A 19,039-nucleotide genomic window follows, 5' to 3' on the forward strand; every position below is an offset into this window, starting at 1 on the left:
TCAGCTCCCCTTGCTGATCGGGCCGAAGCCGCCCAGTCCGCGGAGATACTGTGCATGGATGTCGGTCGTCACGACACCCTCGGGCACGCTGATCGTCGCCATGTCGAGCTTCGGACGCGCCCGGCCGAGCCGTTCGTTGCTCGGGAAGCCGGCGCCGTCCGACCAGAAGTTGAACTTGTTCTTGCCGTCGCGATTGTGCGTGAACAGCAACGCGTATTTGCCGGGCGTCGGCGCCTTGATGCACATCGAGATCGGGCCGGTCGCCGGGGTGGGCACGCGGACGCGCCGGAAGAACTTGCCTTCCTTGATGAGATCGCGATCGTCCTTGAGGAAATCGGCGTCGTTGGCGGGATAGAGTTCGAGCTTCAGCTCGCCGATCCGGTCCTTCAGGCCGTCGACATTGACGCGAATCGCCGGACCGCCGCCGCCCAGGCATGCGGCGCTGTCGCTGCCGAGCACGCCGGCCTGCGCGGCCGCGGGGGTGCCGCCGATGGCGACGAGGGCGGCGGCGAGCGCCGCCAGGCTACGAACCTGCATGTCTCTTCCTCAGCAGCCCGGACAGGCTGAACAACGCGACCAGCACCACATGGACGACGAGCGTGAGGCCCGCCGTCAATGCGATGAGATTTCTCACCTCGTCACTCTGACCGATCAGTGGAGTGGATAAGGCGAAAAAAAGGTCTTTGTTTGGCACCAGCGGCAGCCGCGACACGATCATGCGAAGCGACGCGAGCAGCAGCCACATGCCGATCGATTCGCTCGGCATGCCGAAATGCCAGGTCAGCGCGATCAGCACCGATCCGGCGATCAGCCGCAGGAAATGCACGCCGAAGATCCACCACAGCGTCCGCCGCGCGAGCGAGAAGACGCGCTTCGAGAAGACCAGGAAGGGCACCGACATGAAGAACACGATCACCGTCGACCAGATCGCGATGCGCTGCTGGTGCGGCGTGAGCAGCCCGAGATAGAGCGACAGCGCGACCACCGTCAGCCCGAAGGTGAAGGCGTTGCCCGCGATCGCGGAGAGGATGCTGACGTCCTTCACCGCGCCGAACGGCGCCGCCACCAGCGTGGTACGCTGCCGCGCCCAGGCGTAGAAATACGCCTCGCCCGAATAATTGAGCATGTCGTTGGCGATTCGCTTCTTCGCCAGCGCGACGAAGCCCTCCGGCGGGATTCGCCATAATTTGCGGAAGATGATGTAATCGCCCGTCACCGACGAGAAATAGAGCATCAGGAAGAATACGTAGAACCACGGGCTGTCGGGCAGCGTCTGCTCCAGCCCGGCGAACCCGGTCGACAGCAATTGCCGCCCGAGCAGCAGCACCATCACCACCGTCACCGCCGCGCCGAGATAGGAAGGCCAGCGGCGCTTGATGGTCTGCATCGGCTCGAGGCCGGCGAGATCGGGGGGAAGGGGAACCGGAGAGTCGGCGGCACGCGCCTGTGCCGCCGCCCCGAAGGGAAATTTGTCCACCTGGGATAGTCCGTAACCGCCCGATCGCGTCGAGCACAGGCGGCGCTTAGCCGGATATCCAGCGATCGGCAAACCTGATCGGATTCCGACGGGATTCAACAATGCTCAAGCCTTTTTCTAGTTCCGCCCTTTTCGCATCGCAACATTTTCCGTATCGGGTGCGAAACTTTTGCGACAATCGGGGGTTAGGAACGTCCTGATGCTCAGCCCGCGCGCCCCGTCCGCCCATGTTCTGACGTATGCGCAGACGTTGAAAGGCGGCGGGGTGGAAGATGCCCTGCTTCGCCTGACAGCGGGCTGGATCGCGCTCGGCAGGCGTGTGACGCTGGTGATCGGCGAAGCCGCCGGTCCGCTCGCCGCCAAGGTGCCGCTCGGCGTCGACGTGATCGAGCTGGGCGATGCTTCGTATCTCGGCATGGCCCGCGTCGCGGAGATCGCGGCGTGGCTCGCGCCGGACCTGATCTTCTGCCCCGGCAACCATTATACCGCCGTCGCCGCGTGGATACGGTTGCGGCTGGGCAGCGCGTGCCCGCCGATCGTCGCCAAGGTCTCGAACGCGCTCGACCGCCGCGATCAGGGCTGGCCGCTCACGCCGGCCTATCGCGTGTGGCTCGGCTGGCACCGCCATTTCGTCGATCATCTCGTCGCGATGACGCCGGCGATGAAGTCCGAAGCGATCCGCACGACCGGGCTGCCTGCGACGAAGCTTAGTGTCATCCCCAATCCGCCGGTGCGGCGCGTCGCGGACGCCCCGCGCTCGCCCGTGCCCGACGGACGGTTTCTGCTCGGTGTCGGGCGGCTCGCCCCGCAGAAGCGCTGGGACCGGCTGATCGCGTCGTTCGCGCGGCTCGCCGATCGCGACATCAGCCTGATGATCCTGGGAGAAGGCGAGGCGCGCGGCGCGCTGGAGGCACAGGTCGCCGCGCTCGGCCTGCGCGAGCGGGTCACGTTGCCCGGCCATGTCGCCGATCCCAGCTTCGCGATCGAACATGCGGAGGCGCTGGCGCTGGTCTCCGATTTCGAGGGCGTGCCCGGCGTGCTGCGCGAGGCGCTCGCGGCGGGCACGCCGGTCGTCGCGACCGATTCGAGCGTGGCGGTGCGCGAAATCATCGCGTCGCCGGCACTCGGCACGGTGGTCGATGCGAACGATCCGGCGGCGCTGGTCGCCGCGCTCGACCATTGGCTCGCCCCCGGCCAGCCGCGCCCCGCGCCGGTGCCGCAACCGGGCGCCGATTCGGCGGCGGCCTATCTCGAGCTGTTCGACGATCTGGTGCTGGCGCGCCGCGCCGGCGTGCCGGCGGCGAACGTCGCCGTACCGGCCTTGCCGGCACTGCCGATCTGCGCGTCGTTCCTGCGCGGTCCGGTTCGCGAGCGCGTCTGAGCGCCGCGTTTCCGTCGCGACGTCCGGTTACGATCAGAGTCTAGGCATCGGCCTCGCCGGCGGCGTCGGCATCCTTGCGCGCGGTGCGCTCCGAATTGCGCTCGAGCGCGACCTTGATCATCGCGGTCATCGGATCGGCGAGTGCGAGCCCGAGCACGCCGAACAGCGTGCCGGTCAGGATCTGCGCCGACAGCGTCAGCGCCGGCGGGAGATCGACCGTCTTGCGCGCGACCATCGGGATGACGACGTAGCCGTCGAACGTCTGGATCACGAAATAGATGATGATCGCGAGCACGCCGGTATGCACGCCGGCGCTGAAGCCGACCGCGACCATCATCAGCCCGCTCACGATCGCGCCGATATTGGGGATGAAGGCGAGCACGCCGGTGATGATGCCCAGCACCAGCGCCATCGGCACGCCCGCGAAGGCGAGCGCGATGCCGGTCATCACGCCTTCCAGCGCCATGCCGAGCAGCCGCCCGGCGAGCAGGCTGCGCATCGTCTTGGCCATCCGTTCGACCGTGATGGCGAATTCGCGGCGCGTGTCGGTCGGCAGCATCCATTGCAGCCCGGCTTCGTAGAGGCGCGGCTCCATCGCGATGAACAGGCCGATCACCATCACCATCACCAGGCTGGTGATCGCGCCGATCGCGGTGCCGACCCACGAGGTGAGCTTCCCGAACGAGCCGAGCGCCTGCTGGATCATGCTGTTGATATCGGCCTTGCCCGGCATCAGCCCGATGCTCGACAGCCACGCCATCAGCCGCATCGCCTGCGCCATCAGCGTGGCGCGCAATTGTTCGAACTGCGCGGCGACCTGCATCCCGGTCAGATAGCCGGTGCCGACGATGAAGATCACGGTCAGCACCACGACGATCACCAGCCGCCACGCGCGCGGGATCGGCAGCACCTTGCCGAGCAGGCGGACGCCGCCATCGAGCATGGCGGCGAAGACCAGTCCGCCGAAGATGATGAGCAAGGGCTGGATCAGCAGCACGACCAGCGCGAGCGTGCCGCCCACGCCGAACCAGACCGCCGCGCGCTTCATCTCCTTGCGGACGAAGGGGTCGCGAAGCTCGTTCGGCCCCGGTTCGGCGGAGATGACCAGCGGTGGGTGGTCGCTCATTGCGGGTTTCGCGCCGGGTGGAGCGAGGTGCCGGCGCGGCCGGCGCGGAACGACTGGCCCCAGGTCAGCGGGTTCCACGTCCCGTCACCGCTCTTCGAGAAGGTGATGAATTCGGCGCGACCGCCGAGATATTCCCACGGCACCGGCCCGCCCAGGCCGAGATCGGGCGCGGCGAGCGGAAAGCGGCTGTCCGAGCTGCGATCGCGATTGTCGCCCATCAGGAAGACGTGATTGGCCGGGATCTTGACGGGGCCGTAATCGTCGCCGCGGCTGTAGCCGAGTTCGACCGTATCGTAATGGCGCCCGTTGGGCAGCGTCTCGGTGACGAGCGGCAGCCGGCAATAGGCCTTGCCGTCCGCGCCGGTCTCGAGCGCGCCCGGATAGACGTCGTCACTGCACTTGGTGTTGGTATCGACCGGAATGCGCGCATAATGGATCGGGCCGCGTTGCAGCGCCACGCCGTTGATGAACACCACGCCACCGCGCACTTGCAAGGTTTCGCCCGGCAGGCCGATCACGCGCTTGATATAATCGGTCTCGGTGCCAGGCGGCGTGACGATGACGACATCGCCGCGCTCCGGCAGGCGGCCGAACAGCCGTCCGTGGATGAAGGGCAGCAGGTGGAAGGTCGGCGAGATGAACGACCAGCCGTAGGGGAATTTGCTCACCACGAGCTGATCGCCGATCTCCAGCCCCGGCAGCATCGATTCCGAGGGGATGTAGAAGGGCTTGGCGATGAAGGTGTGGAAGCCGAGCACCGCGAGGACCAGCCAGACGATGCCGCGTATCTCCGCCCACCAGTCGGTCCGGCGCGCCGGCGCGGGGCGGGCGGTCTCGGCCGGTTCGTGTGCGGGGTCCAACGCTACGTCCTCACTCATGCAGTCAACTTCCTGTACGCGGTACGGCTTCGATGATGACGAACGCCTGCGCCCAGGGGTGATCGTCCGTCAGGGTCAGATGCACCAAGGCGACGTGGCCTTCGGGGGTGATCGCGTCAAGCCTCGCGCGTGCGCCCCCGGTCAGCGCCAGCGTCGGCGCGCCCGAGGGGGCGTTGACGACGCCGATGTCCTTCATGAACACGCCGGCGCGGAAACCCGTTCCCACCGCCTTCGAAAAGGCTTCCTTGGCGGCGAAGCGCTTGGCGAGCGTGCCCGCCTTGGTGAACGGCCGCCGCGCCGCCTTGCGCCGTTCGACCTCGGTGAACACGCGCTGTTCGAAACGCTCGCCGAAACGGTCGAGCGAGTTCTGGATGCGCTCGATATTGCACAGGTCCGAGCCGAGCCCGATGATCATAAAGCCTCGTCGCCCCGGCGCAGGCCGGGGCCGCTGGGCTGTTTGGCGCGCCGGTCGCCCGAAACGCGGCGGCCCCGGCCTGCGCCGGGGCGACGAAACCTGCCGCTCACCGCGCCGCGTCCATCGCGTCGCGCATCCGCCGCACGCTCTCGGCCAGCCCGAGGAAGATCGCCTCGCCGATCAGGAAATGGCCGATGTTGAGCTCGCGCACCTGCGGGATCGCCGCGATCGGCGCGACATTGTCATAGGTCAGCCCGTGCCCGGCATGGACCTCGATCCCATTCTTCGCCGCCAGCGCCGCCGCATCGGCGATCCGCCGCAGTTCCGCGCTCCGGTCCGCGCCCGAAAGCTCGCAATAGCGGCCGGTATGCAGCTCGACGACCGGCGCGCCGAGCCGCACCGCCGCTTCGATCTGCGCCGCCGAAGGTTCGATGAACAAGGACACGCGGATGCCCGCCGCCGACAGGTCGGCGACCAGCGGCGCGAGCTGCGCGAACTGGCCCGCCGCATCCAGCCCGCCCTCGGTGGTGCGCTCCTCGCGCTTTTCCGGGACGATGCACGCGGCATGCGGGCGATGGTTCAGCGCGATGGCGCGCATCTCGTCGGTTGCCGCCATCTCGAAATTGAGCGGGATCGTCAGCCCCGCCGACAGCCGCGCGATGTCGTCGTCGGTGATGTGGCGGCGGTCTTCGCGCAGATGCGCGGTGATGCCGTCCGCACCCGCCTCCGCCGCCAGCAGCGCCGCGCGTACCGGATCGGGATACGCGCCGCCGCGCGCGTTGCGCACCGTCGCGACATGATCGATGTTGACGCCGAGGCGGAGGGCGTTGGTCACTTCCGTCCCCCGTCCGTCCCGAGCGCAGTCGAGGGACAGGCCCGGAGCGCAGGTGCCTCGACTTCGCTCGGCACGAACGGCATGGGGGCGAACCGCATCACGCCGCCGCCCGGCTGCCGGGCTTGATCGCGGGAATCGCCGCCAGCTCGGGCGGCAGCGCGTCGGCGGCGTAGGTCGGCACGTCGATGCGGACCAGCGGGAAGAACGGCACGCCCAGATCGGCGGTCCCGTTCGAGCGGTCGACCAGCGCCGCCGCCGCCACGGTCTCGCCGCCCGCACGGGCGATCGCGGCGATCGCCTCGCGCGAGGAGAGGCCGGTCGTCACCACGTCCTCCATCATCAGCACCTTCGTGCCGGGCGCGAGGCGGAACCCGCGGCGCAGCTCGAACACGCCTTCGGGTCGTTCGAGGAACATCGCCTCGACGCCGAGCGCGCGGCCCATTTCGTGTCCCGCGATCACCCCGCCCATCGCCGGCGAGACCACCGCCTCGATGCTTTCGCGTATGTCCGCTGGCAGGCTGGCGACGAGCGCCTCGGCGAGCCGCGCGCCACGCCTGGGGTCCATCAGCACGCGCGCGCATTGCAGGTAGCGCGGGCTGCGCAGGCCGGACGAGAGGATGAAATGGCCTTCGAGCAGCGCGTCGGCGGCGCGGAATTCGGCCAGGACTTGGTCTTCGGTCATCGCGCTCGCTCGGTCGATTTGGGCTGACGGGGTGCGCCTGATTAGGGGGGCGGCCGGCGCCGCGCAACGCCCGCGACCCGGCGCGCCGCCAAATAAACGCGGCTTCGCGCTTGAGGGCGGCGGATCGCTTGCGTATAGGTCGGAAAAATTTGGGCGTAATCTCGCCCGGCGTCGCAGCAGGACTCGGCGTATTCTACAGGGGCGAGGATACGGGATGCGGATTTTGGGCTTCAAGGGCATCGTACTCGCCGCGGGCCTCGCGCTTGCCGGCCTCGGGCAAGCCGCCGCTGCCCCCGCCGCGCCGGCGGCCGCGCCCGCCGCCGCCACGGCCCCCGCCAAGACCGATCCGATGCTTGCGATGGACGGCGCGCCCGCGATGCTGCCGGTCGCCGGGGTCGGCATGCCGGTCGACGGCCACGTGACGCTCCAGCCGCAGGTGACGCCCAATGGCCGTCGCGCCTTGTGGTTCCACGACGCGATCCTGTTCCCGCTCATCACCATCATCTGCGTGTTCGTGCTGATCCTGCTCGCCTGGGTGGTGGTGCGCTATCGCCGCGCCGCGCAGCCGGTCGCGACCAAGACCTCGCACAACACCGTGCTCGAAGTGCTGTGGACGGGCTTGCCGGTGCTGATCCTGCTCGGCATCGCGCTGCCCTCGATCGGGTTGCTCAACGCGCAGTTCAAGCCCGCGCCCGACAATGCGGTGACGCTCAAGGCGATCGGCAACCAATGGTATTGGTCGTATCAATATCCCGACAATGGCGGGTTCGAGATCACGGCCAACATGCTCAAGGAAAGGAACGAGGTCGGCAAGGGCGAGCGCGCGCGCACCGACGCCGACGGGCCGCGCCTGCTCGCCACCGACAATCGCGTCGTGCTGCCCTACGGCGTGCCGATCCGCCTCATCACCACCTCGAACGACGTGATCCATAGCTGGGGCGTGCCCGCCTTCTGGATCAAGCTCGATGCGGTGCCGGGCCGGCTCAACGAGACGAGCTTCACGATCGAGAAGCCGGGCGTCTATTTCGGCGTCTGCTCCGAACTGTGCGGCGCGCGCCACGGCTATATGCCGATCACCGTCGAGGCGGTGTCGCCGGCGGTGTTCGCGCAGTGGGTGAAGGCGAAGGGCGGCACGATGCCGAGCGCCAAGCCTGCCGCCGCCGTCGCCGCCGCGCAGCCGCTCCCCGAGACCGGCGCCGCGTTCGAAGCGGGCAATTCCACCGCGCCCGCCGACAATGCGACGGCGGAGGCTCCGACAGTCACTCAAGGCGCCACGGCCAACCCTGCCGGCGCCGGCAATGCGGGACAATAAGGCATGACCGACACCGCGCTCCATCCGTCCGCCTTCGAGGCGCATGGCGATCACGGCCACGGCCATGCCGACCATGACGCGCACCATGCGCCCGGCTTCTTCGCGCGTTGGTTCATGTCGACCAACCACAAGGACATCGGCACGTTATATCTGATCTTCGCGATCTGCGCGGGGATCATCGGCGGCGGTATCTCCGGGCTGATGCGCGCCGAACTCGCGCATCCCGGCATCCAGTATCTCACCACCTGGGCGGCGTATCTGCCCGGTGGCGAGCAGGGCCTCGACCATTCGCTGCATCTGTGGAACGTGCTCATCACCGCGCACGGCCTCATCATGGTGTTCTTCATGGTGATGCCGGCGATGATCGGCGGGTTCGGCAACTGGTTCGTGCCGATCATGATCGGCGCGCCCGACATGGCCTTCCCGCGCATGAACAACATCAGCTTCTGGTTGCTGATTCCCTCGTTCGCGCTGCTGCTCGCCTCGCCGTTCTTCGGCGGCGCCGGCACCGGCTGGACGCTCTACGCGCCGCTTTCGACCTATGGCGAGCCGGGGCCGAGCGTCGATATGGCGATCCTGTCGCTGCATCTCGCCGGCGCGTCGTCGATCCTCGGCGCGATCAACTTCATCACCACCATCTTCAACATGCGCGCGCCGGGCATGACGCTCCACAAGATGCCGCTGTTCGTCTGGTCGGTGCTGGTGACCGCCTTCCTGCTGCTGCTCTCGCTGCCGGTGCTCGCCGCGGCGATCACCATGCTGCTGACCGACCGCAATTTCGGCACCACCTTCTTCGATCCGGCCGGCGGCGGTGACCCGATCCTGTACCAGCATCTGTTCTGGTTCTTCGGCCATCCCGAAGTGTACATCATGATCCTGCCGGGGTTCGGCATCGTCAGCCACGTCATCTCGACCTTCTCGAAGAAGCCGATCTTCGGCTATCTCGGCATGGCCTATGCGATGGTGGCGATCGGCGTGGTCGGCTTCGTGGTGTGGGCGCACCATATGTTCACGACTGGCCTCAGCGTGAACACCAAGATGTACTTCACCGCCGCGACGATGGTGATCGCGGTGCCGACCGGCATCAAGATCTTCTCGTGGATCGCGACGATGTGGGGCGGCAGCATGACGTTCAAGACGCCGATGCTGTGGGCGATCGGCTTCATCTTCATGTTCACCGTCGGCGGCGTGACCGGCGTGGTGCTCGCCAACGGCGGCATCGACGATTACATGCAGGACAGCTATTACGTCGTCGCGCACTTCCATTACGTGCTGTCGCTCGGCGCGGTGTTCTCGCTGTTCGCGGGCTTCTATTACTGGTTCCCCAAGATGTCGGGGCGGATGTACAACGAAGCGCTCGGCGTGATCCACTTCGCGATCTTCTTCGTCGGCGTGAACATGCTGTTCTTCCCGATGCACTTTCTGGGCCTCCAGAACATGCAGCGCCGCGTGCCCGATTACACCGATGGCCTCGAATATTGGAACCACTTCGCCACGATCGGCTATATGGTCATGGCGTTCTCGATGATCTTCTTCTTCGTCAACATCATCTGGTCGCTGGTCGCGGGGCGTGCGGCGGGCGACAGCCCGTGGGGCGATGGCGCGACGACGCTCGAATGGACGCTCTCGAGCCCGCCGCCCTACCATCAGTTCGAGACGCTGCCGGTGATCGACGGCGGCGATGGCCACCATTGACCGTGCGTTGACGGAAACGGCCGCGATCGTTTCGGATCGCGGCCTTTCCGCGCCGCGCGCGCGGCTGTATGGCGCGGTCGCATCATGACCGTCACCACCGCGCCTTCACCCGACCTCCCCGCGCACGCGCGCGATTTTCTAGCGCTCACCAAGCCGCGCGTCATGACGCTCGTCGTCTTCACCGGCCTGTGCGGAATGCTCGCCGCGCCGGTGGCGGTCGATCCGGTGATCGGCTTCACCGCGATCCTGTGCATCGCGCTCGGCGCGGGCGCGGCGGGGGCGCTCAACCAATGGTATGAGGCCGATCTCGACGCCAAGATGCGCCGCACCGAGCGCCGCCCGCTTCCGGCCGGGCGGATGGACCGCGAGACCGCGCTCCAGTTCGGCGTCGGGCTCGCGGCCTTCTCGGTGATCCTGATGGGGCTGGCGGTGAACCTCGTCGCCGCCGCGATCCTGACCGTCTCGATCCTGTTCTACGTGCTGATCTATACCGTCTGGCTCAAGCGTCGCACCCCGCAGAACATCGTGATCGGCGGCGCCGCCGGCGCGTTCCCGCCGCTGATCGGCTGGGCGGCGGCGACTGGCGGGGTCGCGCCGCTGCCGCTGCTACTGTTCGCGCTCGTCTTCCTGTGGACGCCGCCGCATTTCTGGGCACTCGCGCTGTTCATGCGTAGCGATTACGGCGCGGCGGGCATCCCGATGCTGCCGGTCGTGGCGGGCGAGCTCGCCACCCGACGGCAGATCGGCCTCTACACGATCCCGATGGCGCTGACCGCGCTCGCGCCCTGGGCGCTGGGGTTGAGCGGTCTGGTCTATGGCGTGGTCGCGCTCGTCACGACCGCAGTGTTCGCCGGCCTCGTCCTCCGCGTCGCGACGCGCACCACCGGGCCGGACGACAAGATGGTGCCCGAAAAGCGCCTGTTCGCCTGGTCGATCCTGTATCTGTTCATCGTGTTCGGCGCGGTCGTCGCCGATGCGTGGCTGCGCTGATGGGCAAGCGCGACGATGAAATCCGTGCGCGGCAGAGGTCGCGCGCGCTCGTGCTGGGGCTGATCCTCGGGGCGTTCGTGGTGCTGGTGTTCGCGATCACCATCGCCAAGATCAAGGCGGGGATGGCGCATTGACCCGCAACACCCGCACGGCCTTGCTCGCCCTGCTGGGTGTATGCTTCATGACCGGCCTCGGCTGGGCGAGCGTGCCGCTGTACCGGATGTTCTGCCAGGCGACCGGGCTCAATGGCACGACGCAGCGCGCCAAGGTCGCGCCCGGCGCGGTCGACCACAAGATCCGCGTCGATTTCGACGCCAATGTCGCGCCGCACATGGGCTGGAAGTTCATGCCGGAATCGCCGAGCGACACGGTCGACGTCGGCGCGCGCGACATGGCGTTCTTCACCGCCACCAACACGACCGACCACACCATCACCGGCAGCGCGACGTTCAATGTCACGCCCTATCAGGTCGGCAAATATTTCACCAAGATCCAGTGCTTCTGTTTCACCCAGCAGACCTTGAAGCCGGGCGAGACCGCGCGCATGCCGGTGATCTTCTTCGTCGATCCCAAAATCCTCGCCGATCCCGACGCGAACGACGTCCAGACGATCACGCTCAGTTACACATTTTACCCGGTGGATTCCGCGAAGACCAAGAGCTAGGGTGATACCAAACCGATAAACGGGGACGAGAGAGATGGCCGGCGCGAAGAACCACGCATATCATATCCTGCCGCCCGACATCGCGCCGATCATGGGCGCCTTCGCGGGCGGGGTGATGGCGGTCGGCGGCATCATGTGGATGCATTCGGCGGCTTACGGCGGCGCGGTGTTCTTCCTCGGCGTCGCGCTTGTGATCGCCACGATGTTCCTGTGGTGGAGCAAGGTCATCACCGAGGCGCATGCCGGTGACCATACCCCGGTCGTCCAGCTCCACCTGCGCTACGGCATGGTGCTGTTCATCGCCTCCGAAGTGATGTTCTTCGTCGGCTGGTTCTGGGCGTTCTTCGATTTCTCGCTGTTCCCGCGCCCGTTGATCTACGACGCGGCGAGCCACACCGTCAGCCTCGCCACCGATGCCGCCGCCGCGCAGGCGGTGTGGCCGCCCAAGGGGATGGAGGTGATCGACGCCTTCCGCTTCCCGCTGCTCAACACGCTGATCCTGCTGCTGTCGGGCACGACGCTCACTTGGTCGCACCATGCGCTGATCCACAACCAGCGCGGCGGCGCGCTCAAAGGGCTGTGGGGCCTGATCGGCGTCGGCGAGAATGACAGCGTCAAGAAGGGGCTATGGCTGACGATCGTGCTCGGTATCCTCTTCAGCTCGATCCAGGCGTATGAATATTCGGAGGCGCCGTTCCCGTTCAAGGGGATCAACTACACCTCGTCCTTTTTCATGGCGACCGGGTTCCACGGCTTCCATGTCATCATCGGCACGATCTTCCTGATCGTGAACCTGGTGCGCGTCTATCGTGGTGACTTCACCCCCCGCCAGCATTTCGGCTTCGAGGCGGCGGCATGGTACTGGCATTTCGTCGACGTGGTGTGGCTCTTCCTGTTCGCCGCCATCTATGTGTGGGGCGGTTGGGGCGCGCCGGTCCACGCGGGATGAGCGCGGGCCGGTGACGGCTCCCGATCCGGTGACGCCGTCCGCGCCGCCGCTCGTCGCGGCGTCGCTCAAGGGGTTGTGCCCGCGCTGTGGTTCTCCGACCCTGTTCCGCGGCTGGATCGCCTTCGCCGACCGGTGCCGGGTGTGCGGGCTCGATATCGCCGCCTTCAACGTCGGTGACGGGCCGGCCGCGTTCCTGATCCTGATCCTCGGCGCGCTCGTCGTCGGGCTGGCGATCGCGCTGCAACTCGCGCTCGCGCCGCCGTTCTGGGTACAGGCGCTGGTGTGGATTCCGGTCACGCTCGCCGGGACGGTCTGGTCGCTGCGGATCAGCAAAGCGGCGTTGCTCGTCAGCGAATATCGCAACGCCGCGCGCGAGGAGCGGACCGAGCCGTGAGGCGGCGCGTGCCCGTGCTCGCCACCACGCTCGTCGCGCTCGCGATCGCGGCGATGATCGCGCTCGGCGTGTGGCAGCTCCAGCGTAGGGCGGAGAAGGCGGCGCTGCTCGCGCGGCTTGCGGCGAACCGCGACCTGCCGCCGATCGCCTTCCCGCGCGTGCCGATCGGCGACGATCTGCTCTTCAGGCGCGCGGAGGCGTTCTGCCTGCGCCCGGTCGGCTGGCGCGCCGAGGGCGGGCATGACGCGCTGGGCAAGCCCGGCTGGCGCCAGATCGCGCAATGCCGTACCGGCGCCGAAGGGCCGGGCTTCGCGGTGCAGATCGGCGTCGCCGGCGCCCCCAACGCCAAGCCGGCATGGGGCGGCGGCGCGGTGCGCGGCTATCTCGCTCACGCCCCCGATCACCAGCCGCTGATCGCCGGGCTGTTCGGCCACGCGCCCAAGCCGCTGATGCTGGTCGCCGATCCGCCACTCGCCGGGCTGGCGGCGAACCCGCCGGCCGATCTGTCGTCGGTGCCGAACAACCACCTCGCCTATGCGGTGCAGTGGTTCGTGTTCGCGGGCGTGGCGGCGGTGATCTATGGGCTGGCGTTGCGTAAGCGCGGCAGGTCGTGACTCTCCGTCCGTTCGTCCTGAGCGAAGTCGAGGGACCGTCTCACGCGCATGTGCCTCGACTGCGCTCGGCACGAACGGAGGGATAGGCCGGCTTTCGGACGCGCGCGTCGCCAACGGCAGGTTGCGATCACCCGCGCGCACCGCTAACCCGGCCGGCCTATGCGCTACATCAGCACGCGCGGGGATGCGCCCGCCCTCGATTTCGAACAGGTCACGCTCGCCGGGCTCGCCAGCGACGGCGGCCTGTATCTGCCGGACGCCTGGCCGAGCCTTTCGGCCGAGGAGATCGGCGCGCTGCGCGGCGCATCCTATGTCGATACCGCCGTCGCGGTGATGGCGCCGTTCGTCGAGGGCACGCTCTCGCGCGAAGATCTGCGGACGCTGTGCGAGCAAGCCTATGGCCGCTTCGCCCACGCCGCCGTCACCCCGCTCGTTCAGCTCGATCACCAGCATTGGCTGCTCGAACTGTTCCACGGCCCGACGCTCGCGTTCAAGGATGTCGCGCTGCAATTGCTCGGGCTGCTGTTCGAGCGATTCCTCAGCGGTTCGCAACACCACGTCACCGTGGTCGGCGCGACTTCGGGCGATACCGGCTCGGCGGCGATCGACGCGCTCGCCGGCCGCGCCGGCGTCGACATCTTCATGCTCCACCCCAAGGGCCGCGTGTCCGAGGTGCAGCGCCGCCAGATGACGACGGTGCTCGCCCCCAACGTCCACAATCTCGCGCTGGAGAATGCCAGTTTCGACGATTGTCAGGCGCTGGTGAAGGCGATGTTCAACGATCCCGGCTTCTCGGGGAAGTTCGCGCTGTCGGCGGTCAATTCGATCAACTGGGCGCGGCTGATGGCGCAGGTGGTCTATTATTTCTACGCCGCCGTCCGGCTCGGCGCGCCCGAGCGCGCGGTCGCCTTCTCGGTGCCGACCGGGAATTTCGGCGACGTGTTCGCGGGCTATGTCGCTGCCAAGATGGGGCTGCCGGTCGCCAGGCTGATCGTCGCGACCAACGTCAACGACATCCTCCACCGCGCGCTCAGCGCCGGCGATTACTCGCAAGGCACCGTCGTGCCGACGCCGAGCCCGTCGATGGACATTCAGGTGTCGAGCAATTTCGAGCGGCTGCTGTTCGATCTCGGCGGCCGCGACGGCCCCGCGCTCGCCGCGCAGATGCGCGGCTTCGAAGCGACCAAGGCGATGCGGCTCACCAATGCGCAGGCCGAGGGCGCTTCGGCGCTGTTCGCCAGCGACCGGGTCGATCTCGACGACATGGCGCTGGCGATGCGCTGGGCGAACGAGGATGCTGGCCAGGTGATCGACCCGCACACCGCGATCGGCCTCGCCGCCGCGCGCCGCGCCGCGCTGCCGGCGGACGTGCCGGTGGTGACGCTCGCGACCGCGCATCCCGCCAAGTTCGGTGACGCGGTCGAACGCGCCACCGGCATCCGCCCGAGCCTGCCCGCGCGCGTCGGCGATCTGTTCGACCGCGAGGAACGCTATGCGACGCTGCCCGGTACGTTCGCGGCGGTGACGGCGTATATCGCCGAACGCGCGGTGGCGCGGTGAAGGCTGCGGCCTTCTTTCTCCCCTCCCTTGAACAAGGGAGGGGTCGGGGGTGGGTTGGCCTGAGGCTGTCGATGCGTTTCCCCGAAACCTACCCACCCCTAACCCCTCCCTTCCAGGGAGGGGAATAGTGCAACTCCAAACCCTCATCGCCGAGCCGTGGGCCGATTATGGCCTCGTCGACTCGGGCCACGGCCGCAAGCTCGAACGTTACGGCCGCTTCCGCTTCATCCGCCCCGAAGCGCAGGCGATGTGGGCGCCCGCATCCGAGTCCTGGGAAGCCGATGGCGATTTCATCGGCGCATCGGACGAGGAGGGCGGCGGGCGCTGGCATCTGTCGCGCGACGTGCCGCGCGGCGGGTGGCACGTGCGCTGGGAAGAGCTGCTGTTCACCGCGCAGAACACGCCGTTCCGCCATCTCGCGTTCTTCCCGGACATGGCGCCGCAATGGACGTGGATGCGCGGCGCGGTCGCCGAGGGCGATTCCGTGCTCAACCTGTTCGGCTATACCGGCGTCGGCACGCTCGCGCTGGCGGCGAAAGGTGCGGCGATGACGCATGTCGATGCCTCGAAGAAATCGGTCGAGGCGGGCAAGGCCAACGCGTTCCTGTCGGATCTCGCCGATCGCCCGATCCGCTGGATGGTCGATGATGCCGCCAAGTTCGCCGCGCGCGAGGTTCGGCGCGGCAAGCGCTACGACGGCATCTTCCTCGATCCGCCCAAGTTCGGGCGCGGCCCCGATGGCGAGGTGTGGCGGCTCGAAGAGGGGCTGCCCGGCCTGATCGCCGACTGCCGCCGGCTGCTCGATGCCGACAGCAAGTTCCTGGTGCTGACCGTCTATGCGGTGCGGATGTCGGCGCTCGCGATTGGCGAGGTGTTGAAACAGGCGCTTGGCGATCTCGGCGGCACGGTCGAAGTCGGCGAGATGGCGGTCCGCGAGGAAGCGCGCGGCTTGCTGCTGCCGACCGCGATCTTCGCACGCTGGCGGCGGTGATCGTCGCCCCGGCCCGCGCCGGGGCGACGTCGATTACTCCATCGCCACCCGCATCGCCGCGCCCGCGACGAACGGCGCGCCCGCGACCAGCACGAGGCTGACCGCACCGAGCAGTTTCAGCGCGCCCGCGCCGCCCTCGAGCGCGCCCGCGCCGAAGATCAGCAGCGGCACCGCGAGCGGCAGCATCAGCAGCCCGGCGAGCGCGCCCGCGCCGCGCATCCCCGCGATCAGCGCCGACGTGGCGAGCGCCAGCGCGGCGAGGCCGGGGGTGCCGATCAGCAGCCCGAGTTCGACCCGGCCGAGCGTCGCCGCCGGCAGCCCGAGCAGCCCGGCCGCGACCACCGCCGCCAGCATCAGCGGCGGCGCGAAGCTCAGCCAATGCGCGAGCATCTTGGCCGCCGCGACACCCGCCATCGAAAAGCCGCGCACGCCGAGCTGATCGAACACCCCGCTCTCGGCATCGGGGCCGATCAGCCGCTCGACCGGCAGCAGCGCCGCGAGCAACGCCGCCGCCCAGATCACGCCGCCACCAATCCGCGCGAGCAGGACGATATCGGGGCCGACCGCGAACGGAAACAGGATCGCGACGAGCAGGAAGAACGCGACCGGGTTGACGATGCCGCCCCCGGCCCAGGCAAGCCGCAGGTCGCGCGCGATGAGGCGGCCGATGCCGTTCACAGCGCGATCCGGTGCGCGCCCGGTAGCGTCACGTCGGTATGCGTCGCCACGACCGCGATGCCGCCGCGCGCGCGGTGATCGGCGACCAGCGCTTCGAGCGTGCTGACGCTCGCGGTGTCGAGGCCGTTGGCGGGCTCGTCGAGCAGCCAGAGCGGCGCGCGGCTCGCCACCACGCGCGCGAGCGCGGCGCGGCGGCGCTGGCCGGTCGAGAGCAGCCGCACCGGGACGGACGCCAGCGCGGCCAGCCCGGTCGCGGCGAGCGCGGCGGCGACCCGGTCTTTCGGGGCGGGCACAGGGTCGAGCGCCGCCCAGAAGCGCAGCGCGGCCGCGAGCGTTTGCCCGGGATCGAGCGCGGCGGCTTCCGCCATCACCGCACAGCGCGGCGCCTCGACAAGCCCTTCGGCCGGGGCGAGCAGCCCGGCCGCGATCCGCAACAGGCTCGATTTGCCCACGCCGTTCGGCCCGGTCACCAGCGCGGCGTCGCCGGGCGCGAGGATGAAGCTCAGTCGTTCGAACAGCGTGCGGCCGCCGCGCGCGCCGGTGACGCCATGAAAGGCGAGGCGGGGCGGTTGATCGGGGTCGGCCATCGGCTATGCCTTAGGCGAGAAGGCGCGCTCTGCGCCAGCCAAGAGGATGCACGCGATGGTGGAGCAACTGAACGATATCGAGCGCGCCGATGCGCTCGATGAACTCGACGAATGGGATTATGACGAGGCGCGCGACGCGATCACGCGCACCTTCACCTTCGCGGATTTCTCGGCGGCGTTCGGCTTCATGGCGCGCGTCGCGTTGCTCGCCGAGAAGGCCGATCACCATCCCGAATGGAGCAACGTCTGGAACCGGGTCGATATCCTGCTGACCACGCATGATGCGGGCGGGCTGTCGCACCGCGACATCGATCTCGCCCGGTCGATCGAGGCGTTGTTGGTGTAGATCCGCGGCGGCGTCAGGACGTTCGCACTGAGCGTGTCGCCGGGCGTCAGAGCAGCCCGGCGATCCGGAAATGGCCAAGCAGCAACAGGCTGGTCAGCACGAACGAGACGACGGCGAAGGTGATCGGCCGGGCCATCGCGGCCTCCCTGGCGTCCCCGATCATGCGATCGGGGCGACCGAGACGGCGGTGCTGACGAGCACGACGGTGAGAAGCAGCGCGCCGACGAGCGAGGTGGCGACTTGCTGAAGCGATTCGAAACGAGCGTTCATGGTGATAGTCCCTTTTCAGCGGTGCGCCGGACCATCCGGCGACCGATGCCAGGGACTTTGCAGAGAGCGTGCCAGAGTTGAAAAACCTCGCTCCTACAAAGAGATGGGCGATTTCTCCTGGTGAGGCTCGCATATGGCGCCGGCACGAAGCACCAAATTCTGGCGGAAAATCCTAACCCGCCGCGCGCGGCCAAGGTGCCCGCGCAAAAAACGGACCGCGTGGGCCGAGGCTCTGGCGGATCGTGCCCGGCGGGGCTAGGCCGAACCCATGCGTGTCTCCGCCGCCGATCTCGATCTCGCCACAGCCCTCGCCGAAGCGGCGGGTGCGGCGATCCGCCCCTATTATCGCCAGTCCGCCGGGCTGGAGGCGAAGGACGACGCCTCGCCCGTCACGCTCGCCGACCGCGCGGCGGAAGCGGCGATGCGCGCGCTGATCGAGCAGCGCTTCCCCGACGATGCGATCATCGGCGAGGAATATGGCGTCCGTGAGGGGACCAGCGGGCGCGCCTGGGTGCTCGATCCGATCGACGGCACGCGCGCGTTCATCTCGGGACGGCCGATCTTCGGCACGCTGATCGCGCTGGTCGCAGAGGGCTGGCCGGTGCTCGGCGTGCTCGACCAACCGATCCTCAAGGAGCGCTGGGTCGGCACGATCGGCCGCCCCACGCTGTTCAACGGCCAGCCGGCGACGACGCGGCGCTGCCCCGATCTGGCGGCGGCGCTGCTCGGCACCACCTCGCCCGCGCTGTTCGACGACCGCCAGTTGCACGCGTTCGAGCATCTCGACGGCGCGGTGATGAGCACGGTGCTGGGCGGCGATTGCTACAATTACGGGTGCGTGGCGAGCGGCTGGCTCGACATCGTCGTCGAGGCGGGGCTCAAGCTGCACGATTTCGCCGCGCTCGTGCCGATCGTCGAGGGCGCGGGCGGGCGGATGTGCGACTGGCAGGGCGATCCGCTCACCGCCGACAGCATCGGCGAGGTGATCGCGGCGGGCGACCCCGCGCGGATCGAGGAAATCCTCGAAACGATGGCCTGCCGGGGGCATTGAGAAGCGTTTACCCAAACCGTTCGTGCTGAGCGCAGTCGAAGCACGTGTCTCAAAAGCCGCGGCTGTGGCACGTCCTTCGACTGCGCTCAGGACGAACGGGCGGGATACAGGGTAAACCATCCCCGTTCGGGCTGAGCGAAGTCG

At 68.3% G+C, this 19,039-nt stretch carries 22 protein-coding genes; 13 read left to right on the forward strand and 9 right to left on the reverse strand.

The window, feature by feature from the left end; all coding sequences use genetic code 11:
• Positions 1–537 (reverse strand): DUF2141 domain-containing protein, encoded by a 537-nt coding sequence (locus tag BLS81_RS09770; protein WP_093223426.1) that lies wholly within the window; start codon positions 535–537, stop codon positions 1–3.
• Positions 524–1,477 carry a hypothetical protein gene (locus tag BLS81_RS09775; RefSeq protein ID WP_338061561.1) on the reverse strand — a complete coding sequence of 318 codons (954 nt, stop codon included), beginning with the start codon at positions 1,475–1,477 and terminating at the stop codon, positions 524–526. Before BLS81_RS09775 ends, BLS81_RS09770 begins: the two co-directional genes overlap by 14 nt.
• A 199-nt stretch (positions 1,478–1,676) precedes the next feature.
• On the opposite strand from BLS81_RS09775, the gene BLS81_RS09780 reads away from it, so the two are divergent.
• A complete protein-coding gene (locus BLS81_RS09780) occupies positions 1,677–2,858 on the forward strand; it encodes a glycosyltransferase (RefSeq protein ID WP_093223428.1) in 1,182 nt (393 codons plus the stop codon).
• A 40-nt stretch (positions 2,859–2,898) separates the two neighbouring features.
• Here BLS81_RS09780 and BLS81_RS09785 read toward each other — a convergent pair whose 3' ends face one another.
• The 5 genes from BLS81_RS09785 to pyrE form a co-directional block, all read right to left on the reverse strand.
• Entirely contained in the window at positions 2,899–3,984 is a 1,086-nt protein-coding gene (locus BLS81_RS09785) for an AI-2E family transporter (RefSeq protein ID WP_093223429.1), read from the reverse strand.
• Positions 3,981–4,862 carry a signal peptidase I gene (lepB, locus tag BLS81_RS09790; protein WP_093223431.1) on the reverse strand — a complete coding sequence of 294 codons (882 nt, stop codon included), beginning with the start codon at positions 4,860–4,862 and terminating at the stop codon, positions 3,981–3,983. Before lepB ends, BLS81_RS09785 begins: the two co-directional genes overlap by 4 nt.
• 4 nt (positions 4,863–4,866) lie before the next feature.
• Positions 4,867–5,277, reverse strand: a complete 411-nt coding sequence (gene acpS, locus BLS81_RS09795) for a holo-ACP synthase (RefSeq protein ID WP_093223432.1) — start codon at positions 5,275–5,277, stop codon at positions 4,867–4,869.
• Between the two features lie 106 nt (positions 5,278–5,383).
• Positions 5,384–6,112 (reverse strand): pyridoxine 5'-phosphate synthase, encoded by a 729-nt coding sequence (locus BLS81_RS09800; RefSeq protein ID WP_093223434.1) that lies wholly within the window; start codon positions 6,110–6,112, stop codon positions 5,384–5,386.
• 97 nt (positions 6,113–6,209) lie between these two features.
• Complete coding sequence (gene pyrE / locus BLS81_RS09805; protein WP_093223436.1) at positions 6,210–6,794, reverse strand: orotate phosphoribosyltransferase; 585 nt, start codon at positions 6,792–6,794, stop codon at positions 6,210–6,212.
• Between the two features lie 214 nt (positions 6,795–7,008).
• On the opposite strand from pyrE, the gene coxB reads away from it, so the two are divergent.
• The 10 genes from coxB (at position 7,009) to BLS81_RS09850 (ending at position 15,963) form a co-directional block, all read left to right on the forward strand.
• Complete coding sequence (coxB, locus tag BLS81_RS09810; RefSeq protein WP_093223437.1) at positions 7,009–8,106, forward strand: cytochrome c oxidase subunit II; 1,098 nt, start codon at positions 7,009–7,011, stop codon at positions 8,104–8,106.
• 3 nt (positions 8,107–8,109) lie between these two features.
• On the forward strand, positions 8,110–9,801 hold the full coding sequence (ctaD, locus tag BLS81_RS09815; RefSeq protein ID WP_093223438.1) for a cytochrome c oxidase subunit I: 1,692 nt from the start codon (positions 8,110–8,112) through the stop codon (positions 9,799–9,801).
• Positions 9,802–9,885: 84 nt separating this feature from the next.
• Positions 9,886–10,791: a heme o synthase gene (locus BLS81_RS09820; RefSeq protein WP_093223440.1), complete on the forward strand. Its 906-nt coding sequence runs from the start codon at positions 9,886–9,888 to the stop codon at positions 10,789–10,791.
• Positions 10,791–10,925 (forward strand): hypothetical protein, encoded by a 135-nt coding sequence (locus tag BLS81_RS21070; protein WP_256326168.1) that lies wholly within the window; start codon positions 10,791–10,793, stop codon positions 10,923–10,925. The genes BLS81_RS09820 and BLS81_RS21070 overlap by 1 nt, the downstream gene beginning before the upstream one ends.
• Positions 10,922–11,455: a cytochrome c oxidase assembly protein gene (locus BLS81_RS09825; RefSeq protein ID WP_093223441.1), complete on the forward strand. Its 534-nt coding sequence runs from the start codon at positions 10,922–10,924 to the stop codon at positions 11,453–11,455. The genes BLS81_RS21070 and BLS81_RS09825 overlap by 4 nt, the downstream gene beginning before the upstream one ends.
• 34 nt (positions 11,456–11,489) lie before the next feature.
• Positions 11,490–12,404: a cytochrome c oxidase subunit 3 gene (locus tag BLS81_RS09830; RefSeq protein WP_093223443.1), complete on the forward strand. Its 915-nt coding sequence runs from the start codon at positions 11,490–11,492 to the stop codon at positions 12,402–12,404.
• Between the two features lie 10 nt (positions 12,405–12,414).
• Positions 12,415–12,798: a DUF983 domain-containing protein gene (locus BLS81_RS09835; RefSeq protein ID WP_093223444.1), complete on the forward strand. Its 384-nt coding sequence runs from the start codon at positions 12,415–12,417 to the stop codon at positions 12,796–12,798.
• On the forward strand, positions 12,795–13,412 hold the full coding sequence (locus BLS81_RS09840) for an SURF1 family cytochrome oxidase biogenesis protein (RefSeq protein WP_256326169.1): 618 nt from the start codon (positions 12,795–12,797) through the stop codon (positions 13,410–13,412). The genes BLS81_RS09835 and BLS81_RS09840 overlap by 4 nt, the downstream gene beginning before the upstream one ends.
• A 159-nt stretch (positions 13,413–13,571) precedes the next feature.
• Positions 13,572–14,972, forward strand: coding sequence for a threonine synthase (gene thrC / locus BLS81_RS09845; protein WP_093223446.1), 1,401 nt, complete (start codon positions 13,572–13,574; stop codon positions 14,970–14,972).
• 127 nt (positions 14,973–15,099) lie between these two features.
• A complete protein-coding gene (locus BLS81_RS09850; protein ID WP_093223447.1) occupies positions 15,100–15,963 on the forward strand; it encodes an RsmD family RNA methyltransferase in 864 nt (287 codons plus the stop codon).
• 33 nt (positions 15,964–15,996) lie between these two features.
• Here the strand turns inward: BLS81_RS09850 and BLS81_RS09855 are convergent, their stop codons facing one another.
• Complete coding sequence (locus BLS81_RS09855; RefSeq protein ID WP_371128267.1) at positions 15,997–16,641, reverse strand: heme exporter protein CcmB; 645 nt, start codon at positions 16,639–16,641, stop codon at positions 15,997–15,999.
• On the reverse strand, positions 16,638–17,228 hold the full coding sequence (gene ccmA, locus BLS81_RS09860) for a heme ABC exporter ATP-binding protein CcmA (protein ID WP_093223449.1): 591 nt from the start codon (positions 17,226–17,228) through the stop codon (positions 16,638–16,640). The genes BLS81_RS09855 and ccmA overlap by 4 nt, the downstream gene beginning before the upstream one ends.
• Positions 17,229–17,274: 46 nt before the next feature.
• Between ccmA and BLS81_RS09865 the strand changes: the two genes are divergently transcribed.
• Positions 17,275–17,574 (forward strand): 4a-hydroxytetrahydrobiopterin dehydratase, encoded by a 300-nt coding sequence (locus BLS81_RS09865; protein WP_256326170.1) that lies wholly within the window; start codon positions 17,275–17,277, stop codon positions 17,572–17,574.
• Between the two features lie 538 nt (positions 17,575–18,112).
• Positions 18,113–18,895 (forward strand): histidinol-phosphatase, encoded by a 783-nt coding sequence (hisN, locus tag BLS81_RS09870; RefSeq protein WP_093223452.1) that lies wholly within the window; start codon positions 18,113–18,115, stop codon positions 18,893–18,895.
• The last annotated feature ends 144 nt before the right edge of the window (positions 18,896–19,039 follow it).

Origin of the sequence: Sphingomonas sp. NFR15 (assembly GCF_900103265.1) — a bacterium.
GTDB classification, from domain to species: domain Bacteria; phylum Pseudomonadota; class Alphaproteobacteria; order Sphingomonadales; family Sphingomonadaceae; genus Sphingomonas; species Sphingomonas pollutisoli.

What these genes read in the sequence shown, in the direction of transcription:
- BLS81_RS09770 (WP_093223426.1), bottom strand. Translation starts at nt 537, where the DNA reads ATGCAGGTTCGTAGCCTGGCGGCGCTCGCCGCCGCCCTCGTCGCCATC.
- BLS81_RS09780 (WP_093223428.1), top strand. Translation starts at nt 1,677, where the DNA reads ATGCTCAGCCCGCGCGCCCCGTCCGCCCATGTTCTGACGTATGCGCAG.
- BLS81_RS09785 (WP_093223429.1), bottom strand. Translation starts at nt 3,984, where the DNA reads ATGAGCGACCACCCACCGCTGGTCATCTCCGCCGAACCGGGGCCGAAC.
- lepB (WP_093223431.1), bottom strand. Translation starts at nt 4,862, where the DNA reads ATGAGTGAGGACGTAGCGTTGGACCCCGCACACGAACCGGCCGAGACC.
- acpS (WP_093223432.1), bottom strand. Translation starts at nt 5,277, where the DNA reads ATGATCATCGGGCTCGGCTCGGACCTGTGCAATATCGAGCGCATCCAG.
- pyrE (WP_093223436.1), bottom strand. Translation starts at nt 6,794, where the DNA reads ATGACCGAAGACCAAGTCCTGGCCGAATTCCGCGCCGCCGACGCGCTG.
- coxB (WP_093223437.1), top strand. Translation starts at nt 7,009, where the DNA reads ATGCGGATTTTGGGCTTCAAGGGCATCGTACTCGCCGCGGGCCTCGCG.
- ctaD (WP_093223438.1), top strand. Translation starts at nt 8,110, where the DNA reads ATGACCGACACCGCGCTCCATCCGTCCGCCTTCGAGGCGCATGGCGAT.
- BLS81_RS09820 (WP_093223440.1), top strand. Translation starts at nt 9,886, where the DNA reads ATGACCGTCACCACCGCGCCTTCACCCGACCTCCCCGCGCACGCGCGC.
- BLS81_RS21070 (WP_256326168.1), top strand. Translation starts at nt 10,791, where the DNA reads ATGGGCAAGCGCGACGATGAAATCCGTGCGCGGCAGAGGTCGCGCGCG.
- BLS81_RS09830 (WP_093223443.1), top strand. Translation starts at nt 11,490, where the DNA reads ATGGCCGGCGCGAAGAACCACGCATATCATATCCTGCCGCCCGACATC.
- thrC (WP_093223446.1), top strand. Translation starts at nt 13,572, where the DNA reads ATGCGCTACATCAGCACGCGCGGGGATGCGCCCGCCCTCGATTTCGAA.
- ccmA (WP_093223449.1), bottom strand. Translation starts at nt 17,228, where the DNA reads ATGGCCGACCCCGATCAACCGCCCCGCCTCGCCTTTCATGGCGTCACC.
- BLS81_RS09865 (WP_256326170.1), top strand. Translation starts at nt 17,275, where the DNA reads ATGCACGCGATGGTGGAGCAACTGAACGATATCGAGCGCGCCGATGCG.
- hisN (WP_093223452.1), top strand. Translation starts at nt 18,113, where the DNA reads ATGCGTGTCTCCGCCGCCGATCTCGATCTCGCCACAGCCCTCGCCGAA.